A 19,452-nucleotide genomic window follows, 5' to 3' on the forward strand; every position below is an offset into this window, starting at 1 on the left:
GCATCCCTGGAGGCCCAACTTTGCCCGGAATGAACCTGACGCGCGCCGAAGCACGCGAGCGCGCCGAACTGATCGCCGTCGACTCCTACGAGGTCGAGCTTGACCTGACCCGCGGGGAGAAAGTCTTCGGCACCACCACCGCCGTGAAGTTCACGGCCAAGCCGGGGTCCTCGACGTTCATCGACGCCGTCACCGACGCCGTGCAGAGTGTGACCCTGAACGGGCGCGAGCTCGACCCGGCCGAGGTGTCTGACGGCATCCGCATCCAGCTGCCGGATCTGGCGGCGGACAACGAGCTGCTGGTCGTCGCCGAGGCCCCGTACATGAACACGGGCGAAGGCCTGCACCGCTTCGTTGATCCGGTGGACCATGAGGTGTACCTCTACACCCAGTTCGAGGTTCCGGATTCCCGGCGGGTGTTCGCCGTGTTTGAACAGCCCGACCTCAAGGCCAGCTTCACCTTCACGGTGATTGCCCCCTCGCACTGGGACATCGTGTCCAATTCCCCCACCCCGGAGCCGGTCGAGACCATCCCCGGCACCGACGGCGGAGCCCGCTCGGTCTGGGAGTTCACCCCCACGCCGCGGCTCTCCTCCTACGTCACGGCCCTGATCGCGGGGCCGTACCAGTGCGTCCGCAGTGAAGTGGTCTCCGCTGACGGGAAGGTCACCCCGCTGGGGGTCTTCGCGCGCAAATCCCTGATGCAGTACCTCGATGCGGACAACATCTTCGAACTCACCCGCCAGGGCTTCGAGTTCTTCGAGGCGCAGTTCGGCTGCCCGTACCCGTTCGAGAAGTACGACCAGCTCTTCGTGCCGGAGTTCAACGCCGGAGCCATGGAAAACGCCGGGGCCGTGACCATCCTGGAAGGCTATGTCTTCCGGAGCAAGGTCACGGACGCACAGGTGGAGCGCCGTGCCATAACCGTGCTCCACGAGCTCGCCCACATGTGGTTCGGGGACCTCGTGACGATGCGCTGGTGGAACGACCTCTGGCTCAACGAGTCCTTCGCCGAGTACATGTCCCACCTGGCCGCCGTGGAAAACACCCGGTTCGACCGCGCGTGGACCACCTTCGCCTCAGTGGAGAAGTCCTGGGCCTACCGCCAGGACCAACTCCCCACTACCCACCCGATCTTCGCCGAGATCAATGACCTGGAGGACGTCGAGGTGAACTTCGACGGCATCACCTATGCCAAGGGGGCCTCGGTGCTCCGCCAGCTGGTGGCGTGGGTGGGCCCGGAGGAGTTCATGGCCGGTGTCCGCGAGTACTTCCGCAAGCATGCCTGGCGGAACACCGAGCTCAGCGACCTGATGGCTGAGCTCGAGAAGGCCAGCGGCCGTGACCTGGACCAGTGGGGGCAGCTCTGGCTGGAGACTGCCGGCGTCAACACGCTCAAGCCCGAGCTCGCCGTGGGTGAGGACGGGACGATCTCCTCGTTCGCGATCCTGCAGTCCGCTACGGAGGCCCAGCCCACCATCCGCCCGCACCGGCTCGCCGTCGGCTTCTACAACCTCACCGCCGCCGGGAAGCTGGAACGCGTCCACCGCGAGGAGCTCGACGTCGACGGCGGGCGCACCGAAGTTCCGTCGCTGGCCGGATTGGCCCGTCCGGACCTGATCCTGCTCAACGACGACGACCTCGCCTACGCCAAGGTCCGCCTCGATCCGAAGTCCCTCGCCACGGCCACGGCCCACCTCAAGGACTTCAGCCAGAGCCTTCCCCGGACCCTGGTGTGGGGGTCGGCCTGGGATGCGGCCCGCGACGGCGAAACGCCCGCCCGCGGCTACGTGGAACTCATCCTGGCCAACATCGCCGAGGAATCCGACTCCTCGGTGATCCTGGTCCAGCTGCGCCAGCTGGCCACGACACTGAATTTCTATGTGGCTCCGGAACACAAGGAAGCCACCGCGGTTGCCGCCGCCGACCGGCTCTGGGCGCTGGCTTCCGGTGTCCCGGCGGGCTCCGACGCCCAGCTGCAGTTCGTCAAGTCCTATGCCCTGCTGGCCCGCAGCACCGGACAACTGGACACTGTCGCCGGTCTGCTGGAGGGCAGCCTGACGCTGGAGGGTCTCACCGTGGACCAGGACCTCCGCTGGGAATTGATCACCTCCCTCGTCGCCGGCGGCCGCGCCGGGCAGGAGACGATCGACGCCGAACTCGGGCACGACAACACCGCCACCGGGCAGAACGCGGCAGCCCTCGCCAAGGCGGCCATTCCGACTCCTGAGGCGAAGGCCGCGGCCTGGGACTCGATAGTGGTCAAGGGCGAGCTGTCCAACGCACTCCAGGGTTCAGCCGTCAGCGGCTTCACCCGGGTGCTGGACACCTCCCTGCTGGAGCCGTACGCCGAGAAGTACTTCGACGCGGTCCCGGGCATCGTCAGGGAGCGCACGCACGCGCTGGCCCAGCAGATCGTCGTCGGGCTCTACCCGGCGCAGCTGACCACCCAGGCGACCGTGGACCGCACGGATGAGTTCCTGGCCTCGCTGCCGGAGGACAGCGCGGCCCTCCGGCGGATGATGCTGGAGAACCGCGACGGTGTGGCACGCGCGCTGCGGGCCCGCGAGGCCGACGTCGGGTAGCCACCTGACCCCAGGACTCCGGGAACCCCGGCGCTGCCCCGTGCGGCGCCGGGGTTCCGTCGTTCTAGACTGGCCGCATGAGCCTCGATGAGCACCGCTATGCGCTGACAGTCCGCTGGACCGGGAACCTTGGCGAGGGGACGGCGTCCTACCGCGGCTATTCACGGGATCACGACGTCGAGATCCCCGGGCTGCCCGTCCTGCGGGGTTCAGCGGACCCCACGTTCCACGGCGACCGGACCCGCTACAACCCGGAGCAGCTGCTGCTGGCCGCCCTGTCCCAGTGCCACATGCTGTCCTTCCTGCACGTGGCCGTGAAGCACGGCGTGGTGGTCACGGCGTATGAGGACCGGGCCGAGGGACTGATGCGGACCAACCGGGACGGCAGCGGACAGTTTGAATCGGTCACGCTCAAGCCCCGGGTAACCGTCGCTGCGCCGGTGGCGGAGGAACTCATGGAGGAACTGCACACCGGGGCGAACAGGGTCTGCTTCATCGCCCGGAGCGTCAACTTCCCGGTGCTGCACGAGCCGAGTGTGGTGCTCGAGGGGCAGGCGGGCTGAACGGCCCAGCCGGCGCCGGCAGGCCCGGGCCGCCGATGAGCCCGGCCCGGCAGATATGGGCCCTGTCCCAGGCGAGTTCCATGGTCCAGTGCTCGATGGCGGCCTTGGCTTCGCCGTAATTCCCGGCGCCTCAAGTGCTTCCCCAAGGCTGCCCGGGGTCCCGCGAGACGTCGACGACGGCGTCCCACGCGCCGTCGGAGGCGGCCCCCTTGCAGGCGGCCGGGTACGCGGCGGCGCCCTCCGAGCGGTCCGCCCGTAGCCAGGTGGCGCCGTCCGGGGGTGGCGAAACGGTCCCGCGCGCCAGGGACGTAACGTCGTGGCCCGCGGCCAGGGCCTGCCGGACTATTTCTGCTGACAGAAGACCGTCCCGCCGAGGACCAGGATGCGCATGGGGCCACGGTACGGCGCTAATGTTGAATGGGACCAGAGCGTTATGCGCCCGGCGAACGCCGTCCGCCTCTCTGGACGCCCAGCCCGGCGATACCGGCCGGCCGCAGGAACGCAGCAACGAGGAGTACCCCCGCCGATGTACAGCATGACCACGACCGAACCCATCACCCCTCCGGACATCTCGGCCATCAACGTGCCGGGTGTCATCATCAGCCTGGGTGTCGGCGTCGCCGTGTGGCTGGTGGCGTCCTTCGTGATCGCCGGAATCACCAAGCGTGTCGCCGCGGGCAGCACCCTGTTCAAGAAGCCGCACTTCCGCTGGGTGGCCCCCGCCTTCCGCGCCCTGGACCACGAGCGCCGGGTCCAGCGGGCCAACACCGTCGGTGCGCTGCTCAGCAGCGTGGTGGGCGTACTGGTGTCCATCCTCACCAGCGTGTACGTGCTCAAGAACCTGAACGTCGACGTTGCGCCGATCCTGACCAGCGTCGGCATCCTCGGTATCGCCATCGGTTTCGGCGCCCAGCAGCTGATCCGCGATTTCCTGGCCGGCATCTTCATCACCATGGAGGACCAGTACGGGATCGGCGACATCATCGAGACCTCCGAAGTGGTGGGCACGGTTGAGGCCATGAACCTGCGGATCACCCGGGTCCGGGCGGAGGACGGCACCATCTGGTACCTGCGCAACGGCGAAATCCTGCGCGTGGGCAACCGCTCCCAGGGCACCTACCTTCCCCCTGTCACGCCGCCGGCTGACGAGGCCGACAGCACACCCCAGCAGAAGGCCGGAGAATAGAACCATGACGATTCCCATCGCCGGCGAACCCCGCCAGCCCAAGCAGCTGCTCCAGAACGATCCGTTCAGCCAGCCCGGCTACACGGACAACTTTTACGACGCCGTGGGCGGCCACGAAACCTTCGTGAAGCTCGTCGATGTGTTCTACGACGGCGTGGCGACTGACCCGCTGCTGCGGCCGATGTATCCGGAGGAGGATCTGGGCCCCGCCAAGCGGCGTTTCCTGATGTTCCTCGAGCAGTATTGGGGCGGCCCGACGACGTACGGCGAGGAGCGCGGGCACCCCCGGCTGAGGATGCGCCACATGCCCTTCCGGGTCACCCCGGAAGCCAAGGAACGGTGGCTGTTCCACATGCGCACCGCGGTGGATGCCCTGGAGCTGCCGCCGCTGTACGAGGGGACCCTCTGGGACTACATGGAGCGGGCGGCCCTCTCCATGGTGAACAGCCCGTCCGGGGCCTGAGACCGGCCCCGGGGGTTCGGTGGGGTCCCTGATGGACCTGTGATCAGCGCCGGTCGCGCCCTGTGGCCAGCGCAGCGCGCCCGTTGCCGGCGACATGCACCAGGACAGCGATCACGAGGAAGGCGACGAGGACCCGGGCCGTCGTCGTTAGCGCGGCCGGCCACCCTCCACCGAGCGTGGGATCAAGGAAATCGTAGACGTACCAGCCGTCGATCGCGCCGCGCACCCACGAGAAGATGAGGAAGGCAACGGGGTAGCTGAGCCACACGATCGGCCGCCGCCATGTGCCGCGCACCGCCCTGGTGACGAGGAGCCAGTCGAGCGTGACGAACAGCGGAGCCAGCCGGTGGTGCGCGAGCTGGGGCCAGTACATGTCCCAGCTCCACCACGGCTCGTCCGGCGGGGCCACCAGCACCGCGTAGATGATGCCGGTCATCACCAGGTAGAAGACCAGCGCCCCGAACAGGTGGTCCCACCACTCCGGCAGCCGGGTCCGTGGCCGGGCGGCGGACGCGATGAGCACGAGCCCGACAACGAGGTTGGACTGGACCGTGAACTCCGAGTAGAGCTGGAAGGCATCCACGTCGTTGCCGGGCTGCGTCGCGTCGTACGTCTTTTGGGCGAGGGCGACGAGCACGAAAACCCCGACCGCGAAGCGCAGCATGCGGATCCAGCTGCAGTCCGGATGCAGGGCATCGTTGAAGCCGATGTGTCGCTCGACCGGAGGATCCAGTAACGATGCGCCGCTCATGCGCTCAGTATGTCAGGGCCCGTCAAGAAGGGGCGTTGCCGGATGCCCGGGTCTCCGGAGCCTGGTGAAACACGTGGAAAGACCCCGGAGGCACTTGGGGGAATGTCTCCGGGGTCTTTCTGTCTCAATAATACCCAGTCGGGTATCCGGGCTGCAAGCGTCCCATGTGCGGATGGATACCGACCGTCGAAAGTTCTTTGTTGCCGAGGAGGACGGCCCCCCACCGTGCGCTGACCCGGCGCGTCCACCCAAGGAACGCATCACTTCTGGGCGGGATCTAGAGTCCCGTACCGGTGCGGGCCAGGACGTGCCCGCGGGCTCCGCTGAGCCGGAACCAGCGGCCGGCCCGGTAGAGCTGCTGTTCGCCGTCGGCGAGGAAGCCGAGGGTGAGGGCCGCGAAGGCGGCGCCTAGCGGGAGCCCGCCGGCGCCCGGCAGTTCCCGTCCCCAGACCGTGGCGCGGGCGTTGTTGACGATGAGGGCTCCGGGTTTGTCCGGGATTATCGCGGCGATCTCGGTGATGCCGGCTTCGGCGGACCGGCGCAGACCGGCGTCCGGGAGCGTGACCACGGCCTCCCACCCGGTGCGGGGAGCGCCCACGCCGGCCCAGGATTCGGTGACGGTGACCGGCGGCAGCGGCAGCTCGACGTCGTTCTCCCCCGCACGTGCCAGCCGGTCCAGCACCGCGGAGATCGGGACGGTGACATCGGTGTCCGCCGGCCGCGCCAGGGCCATGGTCCGCAGTCCGAGGATCGTCGGTGTCGACTCCCCCAGCAGCCGCGGCCGCAGCACACACACATAGGCGGCGAGCACCGGGCCGGAGGCCTGAAGGCGGATGGCGCCGTCGTCGATCGTCTTGGCGCGGGTGGCGAAGGTGCGCAGATCTGCGAGGTCGCGGGGATCGGTGAACTGCAGGGGCAGGGTTAGGACGTCAGACACAATATCGACTCTACCGGCTGTGCCTCTTTGGGGCCGTGCCGGAGGGACGTCTAGAGTCGAACCATGACTGAAGCCGAAGCCGGATTGCAGGGGCCGCCGACACAGGACCCCACCTCCTCGCTCCTCCAATTGTTGAACCTCGGTGAGCTGGAGGGCGCCCGGACGGATGAGGACATCTTTATGGGCCCCTCGCAGCAGCAGCCCCGGCACCGCGTGTTCGGAGGCCAGGTGCTCGCCCAGTCGCTGATCGCCGGGAGCCGGACGGTTCCCGAGGGGCGGGGTGTGCATTCCATGCATGGCTATTTCCTACGGCCGGGGGACGCCAACAAGCCGATCACTTTCGGCGTGCAGCGGTTGCGGGACGGCCGCTCGTTCTCGGCACGGCGTGTACACGCGTACCAGGAGGGCATGCCCATCCTGTCCATGATCGCGTCGTTCCAGGACGAGGACGAGGGAATCGAACACCAGACCGAGATGCCGGCCGGCATCCCCGCGCCGGAGTCGCTGCCCAGCACAGCTGACCTGCTGGGGAAGTTCGACCACCCCGTGGCACGCCACTGGGCTTACGAGCGGCCCTTCGACATCCGGCACGTCGACCCGGCACTGTACGTCTCGGCCAAGGGCAACAAGGAACCGCGAAACGCCGTCTGGATGAAGACCTTCGGACCCATGCCAGACGATCCGGACCTGCACCGCGCCGCCCTGGCCTATGCCAGCGACTACACCCTGCTCGAATCCATCCTCCGCAAGCACGGGATGAGCTGGATTACCCCGGGCATGTCGGTGGCCAGCCTGGACCACGCCATGTGGTGGCATCGGCCGGTCCGGGTGGACGAGTGGCTGCTCTACGTGCAGGAGTCCCCGAGCGCCCAGGGCGCCCGCGGCCTGGCCACCGGCAAGATCTTCAGACGCGACGGCCGGCATGTGGCCACGGTGGCGCAGGAAGGCATGATCCGGGTCCCGACGGACCTCAAGAACAAGGTCAAGGGCGCCGTCCAGTCCAAGGTTCTGCAGCACCAGATGCGCAAGGCCGAACGCGGCTGATCCTCCGCGCTCTTGAGCGTGGTGGCTGGTTACATGCGAGAAGGCCGGCTCCCCTGTGGGGAGCCGGCCTTCACTTTTCCGCTCTGCGCCTCGCGGGCTTAGTCGCGGGTGAGGCGGCGGTGGGTCACGCGGTGCGGTTTGGCGGCATCCGGTCCCAGGCGCTCGACCTTGTTCTCCTCGTAGGATTCGAAGTTGCCCTCGAACCAGTACCACTTCGAGGGGTTCTCCTCGTCGCCTTCGTAGGCGAGGATGTGGGTGGCCACCCGGTCCAGGAACCAGCGGTCGTGCGAGACCACAACGGCGCAGCCCGGGAATTCGAGCAGGGCGTTTTCGAGGCTGCTGAGGGTCTCGACGTCGAGGTCGTTAGTCGGCTCATCGAGGAGCAGCAGGTTTCCGCCCTGTTTGAGGGTCAAGGCGAGGTTCAGGCGGTTGCGCTCACCACCGGAGAGCACCCCGGCTTTCTTCTGCTGGTCTGGGCCCTTGAAGCCGAAGGCGGCGACGTAGGCACGGGACGGCATTTCGACGTGGCCGACCTGGATGTAGTCGAGGCCGTCGGAGACAACCTCCCACAGGGTTTTGTTCGGGTCGATGCCGCCGCGGCTCTGGTCCGCGTAGGAAATCTTGACGGAGTCACCGATCTTGAGCTCGCCGCCGTCGAGGGGCTCGAGCCCGACGATGGTCTTGAACAAGGTGGTCTTGCCGACGCCGTTCGGGCCGATGACACCGACGATGCCGTTGCGCGGCAGGGTGAAGGACAGCCCGTCGATCAGGGTGCGGTCCTCGAAGCCCTTCTGCAGGTTCTTTGCCTCGAGGACGAGGCCGCCCAGGCGCGGTCCCGGCGGGATCTGGATCTCTTCGAAGTCCAGCTTGCGGGTGCGGTCGGCTTCGGCAGCCATTTCCTCGTAGCGGGCCAGACGGGCCTTGGACTTGGTCTGGCGGCCCTTGGCGTTGGAACGGACCCATTCGAGTTCCTCGGTGAGGCGCTTGGCCTGCTTGGCGTCCTTCTTGCCCTGGACTTCCAGGCGGGCGCGCTTCTTCTCGAGGTACGTGGAGTAGTTGCCCTCATACGGGTACAGGTGGCCGCGGTCCACTTCGGCGATCCACTCGGCAACGTGGTCGAGGAAGTACCGGTCGTGGGTGACGGCGAGGACAGCGCCCGGGTAGCTGGAGAGGTGCTGCTCGAGCCAAAGCACGCTCTCGGCGTCGAGGTGGTTGGTGGGCTCGTCGAGGAGCAGCAGGTCCGGCTTCTGGAGCAGGAGCTTGCAGAGTGCGACGCGGCGTCGCTCACCACCGGAGAGCAGGGTGACATCGGCTTCCGGCGGCGGGCAGCGGAGGGCGTCCATGGCCTGCTCGAGCTGGGAATCGAGGTCCCAGGCATCGGCGGCGTCGATCGCTTCCTGCAGCTGGCCCATTTCCTCAAGGAGGACATCGTAGTCAGCGTCAGGGCTGGCCATCTCTTCGGAAATTTCATTGAAGCGCTGGATCTTGCCGATGATCTCACCGACGCCTTCCTGGACATTGCCCAGGACGGTCTTGTCCTCGTTCAGCGGCGGTTCCTGCAGCAGGATGCCGACCGTGTAGCCGGGGCTGAGCCGGGCCTCACCGTTTGAGGGCGTGTCCAGTCCGGCCATGATCTTGAGAATGGTGGACTTACCTGCACCATTCGGGCCGACAACGCCAATCTTGGCCCCCGGGAAGAAGGACATGCTTACGTCGTCGAGGATAAGTTTTTCGCCAACGGCCTTGCGGGCCTTGGTCATTGTGTAGATAAATTCCGCCATGCCTACAAATCTAGTGGTTCCGCCGGGATAACTCACATTCTTGCCGTCGGCATCCACCACCTGCCACGGCCCGGAGCCGGCCCCGCGAGGTGCGACGCCGACGCCGGGCGGTTCAGAAATCCCGCGGCCCCTCAGGCGGCCGCCCCTTTCAGCTCGCCCGTCTCCTCGTCGAGCTCCTCCGCCTCGCCGCTGATGTCATCAATGAAGACAGTGTGGACTGTGGGCTCGTCGCCTTCGTTGTCGTCGGGCTCCTCGTGGAGCGGCTCGTCCTCCTGGTCCCCCTCGCGGTTTCCGTCCGGGGAGGCCGCTCCCGAGCCGTCTGGACTGGCAGCAGCCTGGGGCCCGTTGCCGGCCGTGCGGATGTAATTGGCGGAACCCCACCTGAGGTCGTGGCCAACAGAGCCGGCCTCGATTTCAGCCGCGTAATAGGTCCGGCCGTCATGTTCCCAGCTCCTCAACTTGAGCCGTCCGACGACGATGACCTTCTGGCCCTTCTTGACGCTGCAACTGATGTTTCCGGCCAATTGCCGGTAGCCCTGGACCCTGAACCAATTAGTGTTCCCGTCAATCCAGGCGTTCGTGGCGCGGTCGAAGCGCCGTTCGGTGGAACCCAGCCGGAAGGTCGCCGTCGCCACACCGCCGGGCGTCGTCGAACTCGTGGGCTCCGTGGCGACGAAGCCACGGACCGTGATGTTGTCACTCATGCTCATGTCCTGTCTCGAAATGTCGTGCCCTAGCAGGCTCTTTCAGCTTCGCGTCAGGGACGGCCTTCCGCGACGGGCCAGGTGCGCCATGTGGATAACCGGCCCCGGGCAACCGCGGGAGGGCAGGCGGGCGTTCCTGACGCCGGACAGCCGCAGGGCACGGTAAGCTTTTTGAGGCGTCCCCCGGCAGCAGCCGGGCAGGTACGCCGGTATGCCCCAGTAGCTCAGGGGATAGAGCAGCGGCCTTCTAATCCGCCGGTCGGGGGTTCGATTCCCTCCTGGGGCACCAGAGTCCGGCTCTGGTCTGCCGGATTATTCCGCAGACCAGAGCCGCGGCCACGACGGGCATCGGCTCGAAGCCTGACCCGCGAAGGGCACGGATGCCGCCGAACTCAACCTTTTCCCTGGTCATGAGTGTTGCTGCAGCACCTTCCGCGCGCGTCACCACCCGTCAGCCGTCAGCACACTTAGTATGGAGTGGACAGGCAGGACACCGAGGACATCCCGTGCGCCCTGCCCGCAACTGAAAGGTACGGCCGCCATGACCCAGACACCCCGCGGATTTGACCCCCAGGATCCCAACGACGCGTCCCCCACCCAGCACCCTGGGACGGCAGGCCAGTACCCGGGAGCGGCCGACGTCCCGTCCGGGTCCGCCGAGGGGGACCACCAGAACGCAGTCCCGGTAGGCAGCACCGATTTAGTGTCCAGGGCTCCGGCGGCCGCAACGCCGGCGCCGGCGCCGGGCGAGGAAACTCCCCGTGCCGAGGCGCCAGAAACGCCCGCGCCCGCCGCGGAGCCGCGCCAGGTGACCCGTGCCGGTATGGTCTGGGTCGCGGTTGCCGGCGGACTGGTGGTGCTGATCCTGCTCATCGCCTTCATCCTGCAGAACCAGGATTATGTGCTGGTGAAATTCTTTGGCCTCGAAGGTTCCGTGCCGCTGGGCATTGCACTGTTCATCGCCGCCGTCGGGGGCGGGGTGCTCGTCGCCATCGCCGGGGCCGCCCGCATCATTCAGCTGCGGCTCGCCGCTCATCGTCAGCGCGTCAGCCGGACAGCAGGAAACGGAACCCGCACGCGCTGAAGCCGGCGGGCGCTGATCTCTTGCCATGGTCGAATCAGAACCCCGGGCGCAGGCAGCCCTCACGACCGCCGCGGCGGACTGGCCCGACGTCGAGCGCCTCTTCGGCGTCCGGGGCGAGCCATCGCGCTGCTGGTGCCGGTTCTTCGCCCTGACCGGAACGGACTGGGCGGCGTCGTCCCCGGAGCAGCGCAAGGCCCAGTTGCGGGCCAAGTTCGACGGCGGCGACTCGGCGCCGGGGGTGCTGGCCTTCCGCGGCGGGAATCCGGTGGGCTGGTGCGCCGTCGAGCCCCGCAGCTGCTATCCCAGGATCCTGCGCTCAAAGGTTCTGTCGGCGGCGGCTCCTGAGGCCGTCCGGGATCCCGGCACGGACCGGGTGTGGTCCGTGAGTTGTTTTGTGGTCTCCCCCGGCCAGCGCCGCACCGGCGTGGCCCGGGCGCTGCTCGCGGCCGGCTTCGACGTGGTCAGCGATGCGGTGCCCGGCCGGGCCGTCGTCCGCCTGACGGCGACCCGGAAGGGCGGCACTAAGCCGTCCGCCTAGTGCCGTCCGTTCAGTGCCGTCCCCCAAACGCAGTCCGGCCGGGCGCCGCCACGGGCCCCTACGGCAGGGTCAGGATGACCGGCCCGTCCTTCGTGATGGCCACGGTGTGCTCACTGTGGGCCGCGCGGCGGCCGCTGGCCGAGCGGAGGGTCCATTCGTCGTCGTCGTGGAAGTAGTCGTCCTTGCCGCCCAGGATAAGCATTGGCTCGATCGCGATGACCAGCCCCTCCGTCAGCTTGATGCCGCGGCCGGGCCGGCCGTCGTTGGGGACGTGCGGTTCGGCGTGCATGGTTTTGCCGATCCCGTGGCCGCCGTGGTCCGCCAGCAGCGCGTAGCCGGCGCGGCGTGATGCCCCGCCGATCGCGTACCCCAGGTCCCCCATCTTGTTCCCGATCCGGGCAGCCTCGATGCCGCGGGCCAGCGCGGCGTCGGTGGCGTCGATCAGGGCCTGGTCCACCGGGTCGGCAGTCCCCACGATGAAGCTGATCGCTGCGTCCCCGCACCAGCCTTCGAGGAACGCGCCGCAGTCCACGCTAAGCAGGTCGCCGTCCTGGAGCCGGTAGTCATTGGGAATGCCGTGCACCACGGCGTCATTGACGGACGTGCAGATCACCCCGGGAAATGGCACCGAAGCCCACCGCGGCTTGTAGTTCAGGAAGGCCGGCGTCGCTCCGGCGGCGGAAATCGTCGCCGCGGCCAGCTCGTCCAGTTCCTTCAGGGACACGTCGACGGCGGCGGCCGCCCGGACACGTTCCAGCGTGTTTGCCACCACCCTGCCGGCTTCGCGCATCAGGGCAATTTCGGCGGGACTCTTGATCATCGACATGCCTTCAACTCTAGGGCCAGCCGGAGCGTGGCTAAAGTTGCCCCATGGCCAACGCTGAACTGATATCCGCGATCCGGTCTGGGCTGCAGGCCGCCACCGATCCTGCCCGGGCCGCGGGGGCGCAGGCCTACCTGAAGTCCGTGATGCCATCGCTGGGCGTCCGGGTTCCCCAGGTCCGGCGGATCGTCAAGGCCGCCGCCACAGAGTTGCCTCCCGGTTCGCTCAACGACTTGCAGTCCACCGTGCTGGAGCTGTGGCGCGGCGCAAGCTGGCGGGAGGAACGCTATGCGGCCATCGACCTCACGGGCCTGAATCTGGCACGCGGTGAGATGGGCATGCTGCCGCTGTACGAGGAGATCATCCGCAGCGGCGCCTGGTGGGACGTGGTGGACGGGGTCTCGCACCGGCTCTGCGGGCTGCTGCAGGCGCACCGGGAGGACATGTCCACCGTGCTCCGCCGCTGGAGCACCGACGCGGATTTCTGGATCCGGAGGGCCGCCATCACCGCCCAGCTGGGCGCCAAGTCCGCGACGGACCCTGCCCTGCTCGCTGCCGTCATCGAACCCAACCTGGCCGACAGCGAGTTCTTTATCAGGAAGGCGATCGGCTGGGCCCTGCGTGACTACGCCGCCACGGATCCGGACTGGGTCCGGAACTTCGCGGCGCGGCACGGCGAGGCACCAAGTACGCTCTCCCGCCGGGAAGCCCTGCGGAAACTCAGATAACCGGGCGGGTGGTGACGGGTTCCTCGGACTTGCTGAAGAGCAGCTTGGTCTTGGGGTCGAGGAAGATCAGGTAGAGGGCGAAGAGCAGGGCAATGATCGCGGCGGCGTTGCGGGCCAGGGCCAGGGCCAGGCCGAGATCAGCGGTCTGCAGGTAGGGGAACACTTCCAGCTGGTCCGAGATCGCGTACACCATGAAGAACGACACGATGAAGTAGAGGGCCTTGACCTGCCAGTCGTCCCGGATGCCGGTGACGGCGAAGAGCGGGATGAGCCAAACGACGTACCAGGACTGGATCATCGGGGCCAGGACGACGACGGCGGCGAACGCCAGCGTGAGACGGCGGATCAGCCGGTCGTAGTCGCCGCGGAAGATCTGCCACGCGATGATGCCGAGCGCCAGCAGCTTGCCGGCGTCGTACACCCACTTCGCCAGCCCCCAGCCGTCGAGTCCGAAAGCGTTGAAGATGGAAGCGACCACCAGGCCCAGCAGCCCCACCGGGGCGTACCAGATCCAGATGCTGCCCGGGGCGGAGAGGCCGTTGATCCAGCCGAAGCCGAAACCGTTGACCATGCTCATGGCGTAGAGCAGGGCCAGGCTGATCCCGGCGGTGAGCCCCCAGAAAACGAACTTCCGCGGCCAGCTGGCGTTTTTTCCTGCCCACAGCAGGCCGATGAAGGGCAGGAAGACGATCGTAATGGGTTTAACCGAGATGGACAGTGTCACCAGGACCAGGCCGAGGATGACCCGCCGGGTGGCGCAGTAGTACAGCCCGGCCAGGGCCAGGCCGATCATCAGGGCGTCATTGTGGACGCTGGCGATGAAGTTGGTGAGGAAGAGCGGGTTGGCGGCGGTCAGCCACAGGGCGCGGTGCGGGTTGACGCCGTGCAGTTCGGCGAGCTTGGGCACGTAGACGATGCACAGCACGATTCCCACCAGCGCGGCGAGGCGGAACAGCATGATGCTGGCTTCGGGGTGCACGTTCGTGGACCAGACGACGAACTGCTCGATCCAGAGGAAGAGCTGTCCGTAGGGCACGGGCGCCTCGGTCCACATCTTGTCGGCACCAAGCTGGAAATAGTTCGACAGCGCGGAGATGCCGTTCTCGTAGGGGTTGAAGCCCTCCACCATCAGGCGCCCCTGCCCGATATAGGCATAGACGTCGCGGCTGAACAGCGGCACGGAGAACATCAGCGGCAGCCCCCACAGGACAACCGCCTGCAGGGTGGCCTTGCGGGCCTCTGCTCCCCAGACCCGCACGCGCTGGCCGAGCCTGAGCCAGGCGCGGACGAGCAGCATCCCGCCGACGGCCAGCAGCACAATGCACAGGGCGACGCCGACGGCTTCGGTACGCATCCAGATGAACAGTGGGATGCGGCGGAGTTCTGAGGCCGGCGCGAGCCAGCCCACGCCGAGGGAACCGATCGCCATCAGGAGAGAGCCGATGAATCCCGCCAGCAGCGGTGAACGGGCATTGTCCACCTCAGCAGCAGTTGCCGCCGGGGACGTGCCGGCAGCCGTCTTACCCGCCACAGGCACAGGCACCGTCATCTCAGGATCGTCCAATCTGTTGTGGGGCTCTTCTGCCGCCCTTTGCCGGCCGTGTGAACCGGCCCGGGGCACGCCGCGATGACGAAAAAAATCGCCGGCCGCGTACCCGAAATCCTAGCATCGGACCGCCCAGCGGCGACGAAACGGTAGGCTGGGCGCGTGCCTATATCTAATGAACGCATCGTCTGGATCGACTGCGAAATGACCGGCCTGGACACCATTAACGACGCCCTCATTGAGGTGGCGGCGCTGGTGACGGACTCGGAGCTCAATATCCTCGGCGACGGGGTCGACGTCGTCATCAAGCCCGATGACGCCGCGCTGGCGCAGATGAACGACTTCGTCCGCGACATGCACACCCGCTCCGGCCTGCTGGCGGAACTCCCCCACGGCAAGACCATGGCGGAGGCCCAGAGCATCGTCCTGGACTACATCAAGAAGTGGGTCCCGGACCCCAAGAAGGCACCACTTGGCGGCAACTCGGTGGGAACCGACCGGGTCTTCCTGGTCCGTGACATGCCGGAACTCGTGGAGCACCTGCACTACCGGGTCATCGACGTGAGCACCATCAAGGAACTTTCCCGGCGCTGGTACGCGCGGGCCTACTTCCAGTCTCCCGCCAAGCTCGGCGGCCACCGGGCCCTCGGCGACATTCAGGACTCCATCGACGAGCTCCGCTACTACCGCGAGGCCGTCTTTGTCCCCGCACCGGGGCCGGACAGTGCCACGGCGCAGCGGATCGCCAAAAAAGTCATGGGAACGGCGGACGAACCGGCGGCGGCCGAGGCTCCCTCCGGGACCCCGGCGCAGTAGCGCCCGGGCTGCCTGGCAGCTGACCTCGCAGGACCTTGGGGAGTAATCTGCGCCACGTTTGCGGAAAATTTTGGCGAAAACCCGAAAAGTGGCAAAAGCAGCCCCGAAGAGCAGGTAAGCTATTTGTCGTTGCCTTTTCAGCCAGCCGGTTCGCCGGAAGGCATGACAGGGCACATGGTGGGCGTAGCTCAGTTGGCAGAGCGCCTGGTTGTGGTCCAGGAGGTCGCGGGTTCAACCCCCGTCGCTCACCCTCATGAAGGACGGCAGTAATTGTCCGACCTTAGACGAAGGCCGTACCGGATATCCGGTGCGGCCTTTGTTGTCTGTCCATGGAACCGTCAGCGGAAGGAACCGCAATGAAGCGCACGCTTTTTGAAGAAGACCACGAGATGTTCCGTGCGATGGCTGCCGAGTTCAACACCCGCGCCGTGGCACCGCACTACGCCCAGTGGGACCAGGACCATCTGATGTCCCGCGGGCTGTGGACGGCGGCCGGCGAGCAGGGCCTGCTGGGCCTGGCCGTTCCGGAGGACTTCGGCGGCATGGGCATGAACGACTACCGCTTCCGCGCCGTGCTGGACGAGGAGTTCGCCCGGAGCAACCACCTCGCGGTGGGCCTGGCCTTCCACCTGCACGATGACATGGTCCTCCCCCACGTTCTGGCGTACGGATCAGAGGACCTCAAGGGCCGCTGGCTTCCCGGCATGGTTTCCGGTGAGAAGGTCACCTCGATCGCCTGGACCGAGCCGGGCGCGGGTTCGGACCTCCGCGGCATCCGCACCAAGGCGGTGCGTGACGGTGACGACTGGCTGATCAGCGGCCAGAAGACCTTCATCGGCAACGGCATCTCCGGCGACGCGTCCCTGGTCCTGGCCCGCACCGACGGCGGCAGCGGCCGCGGAAACACCAACTCCTTCTCCCTGTTCATGGTCCAAAAGGGCGAGGGCTACAACACCGGCAAGCAGCTGGACAAGATGGGCCTCAAGGCCTCGGATACCGCGGAACTGTTCTTCGACAACGTCCGGGTTCCGCATGCCGACCTCGTCGGCGAGGAGGGCAAAGGCCTGCAGTACGCGGCCGAGCAGCTCCCCCAGGGCCGGCTCGCGATCGCGGTGGCAAGCTCTGCCGTCGTCCGCGCCATCTACGAGGAGACCGTCCGCTACACGAAGGACCGCAACGCCTTCGGGGAGCGGATCATCGACTTCCAGAACAGCCGTTTCGAACTGGCCGACATCCTGACCGAGGTCGAGGTCACCGAGACCTACGTCGACCAGGCCATCCGCGCCTTCAACGCCGGAGAGCTCGACGCCGCCTCCGCCGCCCGCGCCAAGCTGTGGGCGTCCGAGCGCGCCAAGTCCGTCACGGACCGCTGCCTCCAGCTGCACGGCGGCTACGGGTACATCCTGGAATACCCCGTGGCGCAGGCCTTCCTGGCGGCCCGGCTGCTGACCATCTTCGGCGGCACCAACGAAATCATGCGCGACGTCGTCGGCCGCACCATCGCCGACTGACCCGCCGCTCAACACAGCACCAGAGGAACTTCACTGACATGACCGTTCTGCCCATCACAATCTGGGGCGAGCCCGTACTGCACCGTCGGGCTGCCGAGGTTGAAGTCTTCGACGACGAGCTCCGGGCCCTGATCGCCGACATGTTCGAGACCAACGACGCCGCCAACGGCGTCGGTCTCGCTGCGCCCCAGGTCGGGGTGGGCAAACGGCTGTTTATCTACAAATACGACAACGACGACGGCGCCCCGCCGTCCGGCGTCGTGGTCAACCCGGTGCTGACCCTCTCGAAGATTTCCGGGGCGCTGCCGGATCCGGACGAGGAAGAGGAAGGCTGCCTGTCCTTCCCCGGCGGGCAGTACCCGCTCAAACGCGCGGAGTGGGCCCGGGTGCAGGGCTTCGACGGGGACGGCAACCCGGTCGATTTCGAGGCGACGGGCTGGTTCGCCCGGGTGATCCAACACGAATCCGACCACTTGGACGGCAAGCTCTACGTCAACCGGCTGATCGACCGTTACGGCCGCAAGGCCATGAAACAGGCCAAGAAGAGCGGCTGGGGCGTCCCCGGCCTGACGTGGATGCCGGGCGTGGACCCGGACCCCTTCGGACACTAGGGTCCGGGCTCACCTCTCCCGGTCGACGGCGGCGAGGATCGCCGCCCCGAGTTCGGCCGGCTTGGTGAACTGCGGCCAGTGCCCGGTGGGCAGGTCCACGTAGTCGACCTCGCGGACGCGGCCGAGCTCCGCGACGTACGGGTGCCCGGCCCCGATCATTTCGATCAGCATGGCGGACGGGAACTCGCAGGCGATGACGGTGGCCGGGACGTCGAAGCGGGCCTCGTCGTGCAGCCGCTGCTGGTCCTGGGCCACGCCCTTGGGCTGCGGGACGGCGCGGGCCCTGAACATGGCCCGCAGCTCCTCGTTGAGGTCGGTAAGGTCTTCATCCTCGAACAGCTCCCAGGGCGGGAGCGGCACGTCGTCGCCGTCCTCCGGAAGTTCGTCGTTGATGACGCCGCCCTCGCCGAGCGGACCGCTGTCAACGTAGATGGCCCGGGCCACCCGGTCCGGGCGGGCGTCGACGGCGCCATGAATGACGGCACCGCCGCCCGAATGGCCGACCAGGACCACCGGGTCATCGAACGTGTCGATCTTGGCCACGACGGCGTCGATGTGGGTGCGCAGGCCAATGCCGGCCCGGGGCGCGTGGGCCGATTCCAGCCCGGGCAGGGTCAGCGGGTGGACCTGATGCCCGGCGGCGGCGAGCGGCGGAGTCACCTCCTCCCACGAGGAGGCGTCCAACCAGAATCCGGGAACCAGGATGATGTCCATGCCGGTACCCTACCCGCCCGGACCGCGGGCGGCACCGCTCCGGCAGAGGATTTTTCGCCCGCCGGGCTATTCGTCGCTGGATTTCTGCAGGATCGAGGCGTGATCCGGGACGTACCGGAACAACTCCCGCGGCGGGCGCGTGTAGTTGACGGCCTTGGGCCGTTCCGGCAAAGTCACCTGCTCCGTCCGGACTTCGGTGTAGTCGATGCTGGAGAGCAGATGGGCGATCATGTTGATCCGGGCCCGTCGTTTGTCCTCCGCCTCAACCACGTACCAGGGCGATTCGGCTGTATCGGTCTGCATAAACATGTCGTCCTTGGCCCGGGAGTAGTCCTCCCAGCGGAGGATCGCTTCCCGGTCCATCGGCGAAAGTTTCCATTGCCGCATCGGATCATCCAGCCGGGACTTGAAGCGCCGTTCCTGTTCCGCGTGGCTGATCGAGAACCAGTATTTGAAGAGCAGGATGCCGTCCTGGACCAGGAGGCGCTCAAAGACCGGGCACTGGGCCATGAAGCGCTTGTGCTCCGCGGGTGTGCAGAAGCCCATCACATGTTCGACGCCGGCCCGGTTGTACCAGGAGCGGTCCATCAGCACGATCTCCCCCGCAGCGGGCAGATGCTGCACGTAGCGCTGGAAATACCATTCACCCCGCTGCCGCTCCGTCGGGGACGGCAACGCGACGATGCGGGCGACGCGCGGATTCAGGTACTCCGTGAGCCTCTTGATCGCACTGCCCTTGCCGGCGGCATCGCGTCCCTCAAAGATCACCAGCACCCGCGCCCCCGTGCTGCGGACCCATTCCTGCAGCGCGACGAGCTCGGCCTGGAGCCGGAAGAGTTCGGCCTCGTAAACGCTCAGGGGCAACCGCCCTGGGCGTCTCGAGGCGCGCCCCTTGCCGCCCTTCCGGCCTGTCTTTACCTTGCCGGCGCCGTCCTTGCCGGCGCCGTCCTTGCCGGCGCCGTCCTTGCGATGTGCCATGGTTCCCGTTCCACTCGTAGCGGCGGACATTCGTGTCGCCAGTCCTGCCGCGCCCATTCTTGCGGAGCGGCCGACTGCAGACAAGGGGA

Annotated in this window: 19 protein-coding genes, 2 tRNA genes and 1 pseudogene; 13 read left to right on the plus strand and 9 right to left on the minus strand. The window is 67.3% G+C overall.

The features are described 5' to 3' along the window. The first annotated feature begins 29 nt into the window (after positions 1-29). On the plus strand, positions 30-2,585 hold the full coding sequence (pepN, locus tag AC50YC_RS15905) for an aminopeptidase N (protein ID WP_494954265.1): 2,556 nt from the start codon (positions 30-32) through the stop codon (positions 2,583-2,585). A gap of 77 nt (positions 2,586-2,662) precedes the next feature. Continuing rightward, entirely contained in the window at positions 2,663-3,148 is a 486-nt protein-coding gene (locus AC50YC_RS15910) for an OsmC family protein (RefSeq protein ID WP_494954266.1), read from the plus strand. A 22-nt stretch (positions 3,149-3,170) separates the two neighbouring features. Here the strand turns inward: AC50YC_RS15910 and AC50YC_RS15915 are convergent. Next, positions 3,171-3,538: pseudogene (locus AC50YC_RS15915) on the minus strand (Rossmann-fold NAD(P)-binding domain-containing protein); the annotation flags it as partial. A 136-nt stretch (positions 3,539-3,674) separates the two neighbouring features. Here AC50YC_RS15915 and AC50YC_RS15920 point away from each other — a divergent pair. Further along, complete coding sequence (locus AC50YC_RS15920) at positions 3,675-4,334, plus strand: mechanosensitive ion channel family protein (protein WP_494954267.1); 660 nt, start codon at positions 3,675-3,677, stop codon at positions 4,332-4,334. Positions 4,335-4,338: 4 nt separating this feature from the next. After that, positions 4,339-4,797, plus strand: coding sequence for a globin (locus tag AC50YC_RS15925; RefSeq protein ID WP_494954268.1), 459 nt, complete (start codon positions 4,339-4,341; stop codon positions 4,795-4,797). Between the two features lie 43 nt (positions 4,798-4,840). On the opposite strand, the gene AC50YC_RS15930 is transcribed toward AC50YC_RS15925, so the two are convergent. Together AC50YC_RS15930 and AC50YC_RS15935 are read right to left on the minus strand one after the other, a co-directional pair. Then, the gene (locus AC50YC_RS15930) at positions 4,841-5,548 is read right to left on the minus strand and encodes a Pr6Pr family membrane protein (RefSeq protein ID WP_494954269.1); all 708 of its coding nucleotides are present in this window, start codon (positions 5,546-5,548) and stop codon (positions 4,841-4,843) included. Between the two features lie 277 nt (positions 5,549-5,825). Then, positions 5,826-6,485, minus strand: a complete 660-nt coding sequence (locus tag AC50YC_RS15935) for a DUF8185 domain-containing protein (protein WP_494954270.1) — start codon at positions 6,483-6,485, stop codon at positions 5,826-5,828. A 63-nt stretch (positions 6,486-6,548) separates the two neighbouring features. Here AC50YC_RS15935 and tesB point away from each other — a divergent pair, with 63 nt between their 5' ends. Continuing rightward, a complete protein-coding gene (tesB, locus tag AC50YC_RS15940) occupies positions 6,549-7,529 on the plus strand; it encodes an acyl-CoA thioesterase II (RefSeq protein WP_494954271.1) in 981 nt (326 codons plus the stop codon). 98 nt (positions 7,530-7,627) lie between these two features. On the opposite strand, the gene ettA is transcribed toward tesB, so the two are convergent. After that, positions 7,628-9,310 carry an energy-dependent translational throttle protein EttA gene (gene ettA / locus AC50YC_RS15945; RefSeq protein ID WP_354174701.1) on the minus strand — a complete coding sequence of 561 codons (1,683 nt, stop codon included), beginning with the start codon at positions 9,308-9,310 and terminating at the stop codon, positions 7,628-7,630. 131 nt (positions 9,311-9,441) lie between these two features. Then, positions 9,442-10,014 carry a single-stranded DNA-binding protein gene (gene ssb, locus AC50YC_RS15950; RefSeq protein ID WP_494954272.1) on the minus strand — a complete coding sequence of 191 codons (573 nt, stop codon included), beginning with the start codon at positions 10,012-10,014 and terminating at the stop codon, positions 9,442-9,444. Between the two features lie 213 nt (positions 10,015-10,227). On the opposite strand from ssb, the gene AC50YC_RS15955 reads away from it, so the two are divergent. The 3 genes from AC50YC_RS15955 (at position 10,228) to AC50YC_RS15965 (ending at position 11,636) form a co-directional block, all read left to right on the plus strand. Further along, positions 10,228-10,303: transfer RNA gene (locus tag AC50YC_RS15955), tRNA-Arg, on the plus strand. Positions 10,304-10,555: 252 nt separating this feature from the next. Continuing rightward, positions 10,556-11,098 (plus strand): LapA family protein, encoded by a 543-nt coding sequence (locus AC50YC_RS15960; RefSeq protein ID WP_494954273.1) that lies wholly within the window; start codon positions 10,556-10,558, stop codon positions 11,096-11,098. A gap of 25 nt (positions 11,099-11,123) precedes the next feature. Continuing rightward, positions 11,124-11,636 carry a GNAT family N-acetyltransferase gene (locus AC50YC_RS15965; RefSeq protein WP_494954274.1) on the plus strand — a complete coding sequence of 171 codons (513 nt, stop codon included), beginning with the start codon at positions 11,124-11,126 and terminating at the stop codon, positions 11,634-11,636. 58 nt (positions 11,637-11,694) lie between these two features. Here the strand turns inward: AC50YC_RS15965 and map are convergent, their stop codons facing one another. Next, positions 11,695-12,462: a type I methionyl aminopeptidase gene (map, locus tag AC50YC_RS15970; RefSeq protein WP_494954275.1), complete on the minus strand. Its 768-nt coding sequence runs from the start codon at positions 12,460-12,462 to the stop codon at positions 11,695-11,697. A 44-nt stretch (positions 12,463-12,506) separates the two neighbouring features. On the opposite strand from map, the gene AC50YC_RS15975 reads away from it, so the two are divergent. Then, positions 12,507-13,187 carry a DNA alkylation repair protein gene (locus tag AC50YC_RS15975; protein WP_494954276.1) on the plus strand — a complete coding sequence of 227 codons (681 nt, stop codon included), beginning with the start codon at positions 12,507-12,509 and terminating at the stop codon, positions 13,185-13,187. Here AC50YC_RS15975 and mptB read toward each other — a convergent pair. After that, positions 13,180-14,808 carry a polyprenol phosphomannose-dependent alpha 1,6 mannosyltransferase MptB gene (gene mptB, locus AC50YC_RS15980; protein WP_494954277.1) on the minus strand — a complete coding sequence of 543 codons (1,629 nt, stop codon included), beginning with the start codon at positions 14,806-14,808 and terminating at the stop codon, positions 13,180-13,182. The two genes, AC50YC_RS15975 and mptB, sit on opposite strands and share 8 nt — an antisense overlap. 87 nt (positions 14,809-14,895) lie before the next feature. Between mptB and orn the strand changes: the two genes are divergently transcribed. From orn to def, 4 genes are all read left to right on the plus strand, one after another. Continuing rightward, entirely contained in the window at positions 14,896-15,549 is a 654-nt protein-coding gene (orn, locus tag AC50YC_RS15985; RefSeq protein ID WP_494954278.1) for an oligoribonuclease, read from the plus strand. 177 nt (positions 15,550-15,726) lie between these two features. Then, a tRNA-His gene (locus AC50YC_RS15990) sits at positions 15,727-15,799 on the plus strand. A gap of 106 nt (positions 15,800-15,905) precedes the next feature. Beyond that, on the plus strand, positions 15,906-17,060 hold the full coding sequence (locus AC50YC_RS15995; protein WP_494954279.1) for an acyl-CoA dehydrogenase family protein: 1,155 nt from the start codon (positions 15,906-15,908) through the stop codon (positions 17,058-17,060). Positions 17,061-17,098: 38 nt separating this feature from the next. Further along, entirely contained in the window at positions 17,099-17,671 is a 573-nt protein-coding gene (gene def, locus AC50YC_RS16000) for a peptide deformylase (protein WP_494954280.1), read from the plus strand. 9 nt (positions 17,672-17,680) lie between these two features. Here the strand turns inward: def and AC50YC_RS16005 are convergent, their stop codons facing one another. Next, positions 17,681-18,385 (minus strand): alpha/beta fold hydrolase, encoded by a 705-nt coding sequence (locus AC50YC_RS16005; RefSeq protein WP_494954281.1) that lies wholly within the window; start codon positions 18,383-18,385, stop codon positions 17,681-17,683. Positions 18,386-18,451: 66 nt separating this feature from the next. Further along, a complete protein-coding gene (gene ppk2 / locus AC50YC_RS16010; RefSeq protein WP_494954282.1) occupies positions 18,452-19,363 on the minus strand; it encodes a polyphosphate kinase 2 in 912 nt (303 codons plus the stop codon). Positions 19,364-19,452: the final 89 nt, after the last annotated feature.

This window comes from Pseudarthrobacter sp. MDT1-56 (assembly GCF_059383555.1).

Coding starts and splice junctions, on each gene's coding strand:
- AC50YC_RS15930 (WP_494954269.1), bottom strand. CDS start 5,548: ATGAGCGGCGCATCGTTACTGGATCCTCCGGTCGAGCGACACATCGGC.
- AC50YC_RS15910 (WP_494954266.1), top strand. CDS start 2,663: ATGAGCCTCGATGAGCACCGCTATGCGCTGACAGTCCGCTGGACCGGG.
- ppk2 (WP_494954282.1), bottom strand. CDS start 19,363: ATGGCACATCGCAAGGACGGCGCCGGCAAGGACGGCGCCGGCAAGGAC.
- map (WP_494954275.1), bottom strand. CDS start 12,462: ATGTCGATGATCAAGAGTCCCGCCGAAATTGCCCTGATGCGCGAAGCC.
- AC50YC_RS15960 (WP_494954273.1), top strand. CDS start 10,556: ATGACCCAGACACCCCGCGGATTTGACCCCCAGGATCCCAACGACGCG.
- AC50YC_RS16005 (WP_494954281.1), bottom strand. CDS start 18,385: ATGGACATCATCCTGGTTCCCGGATTCTGGTTGGACGCCTCCTCGTGG.
- pepN (WP_494954265.1), top strand. CDS start 30: ATGAACCTGACGCGCGCCGAAGCACGCGAGCGCGCCGAACTGATCGCC.
- AC50YC_RS15920 (WP_494954267.1), top strand. CDS start 3,675: ATGTACAGCATGACCACGACCGAACCCATCACCCCTCCGGACATCTCG.
- def (WP_494954280.1), top strand. CDS start 17,099: ATGACCGTTCTGCCCATCACAATCTGGGGCGAGCCCGTACTGCACCGT.
- tesB (WP_494954271.1), top strand. CDS start 6,549: ATGACTGAAGCCGAAGCCGGATTGCAGGGGCCGCCGACACAGGACCCC.
- ssb (WP_494954272.1), bottom strand. CDS start 10,014: ATGAGTGACAACATCACGGTCCGTGGCTTCGTCGCCACGGAGCCCACG.
- ettA (WP_354174701.1), bottom strand. CDS start 9,310: ATGGCGGAATTTATCTACACAATGACCAAGGCCCGCAAGGCCGTTGGC.
- AC50YC_RS15995 (WP_494954279.1), top strand. CDS start 15,906: ATGAAGCGCACGCTTTTTGAAGAAGACCACGAGATGTTCCGTGCGATG.
- AC50YC_RS15975 (WP_494954276.1), top strand. CDS start 12,507: ATGGCCAACGCTGAACTGATATCCGCGATCCGGTCTGGGCTGCAGGCC.
- AC50YC_RS15965 (WP_494954274.1), top strand. CDS start 11,124: ATGGTCGAATCAGAACCCCGGGCGCAGGCAGCCCTCACGACCGCCGCG.
- AC50YC_RS15925 (WP_494954268.1), top strand. CDS start 4,339: ATGACGATTCCCATCGCCGGCGAACCCCGCCAGCCCAAGCAGCTGCTC.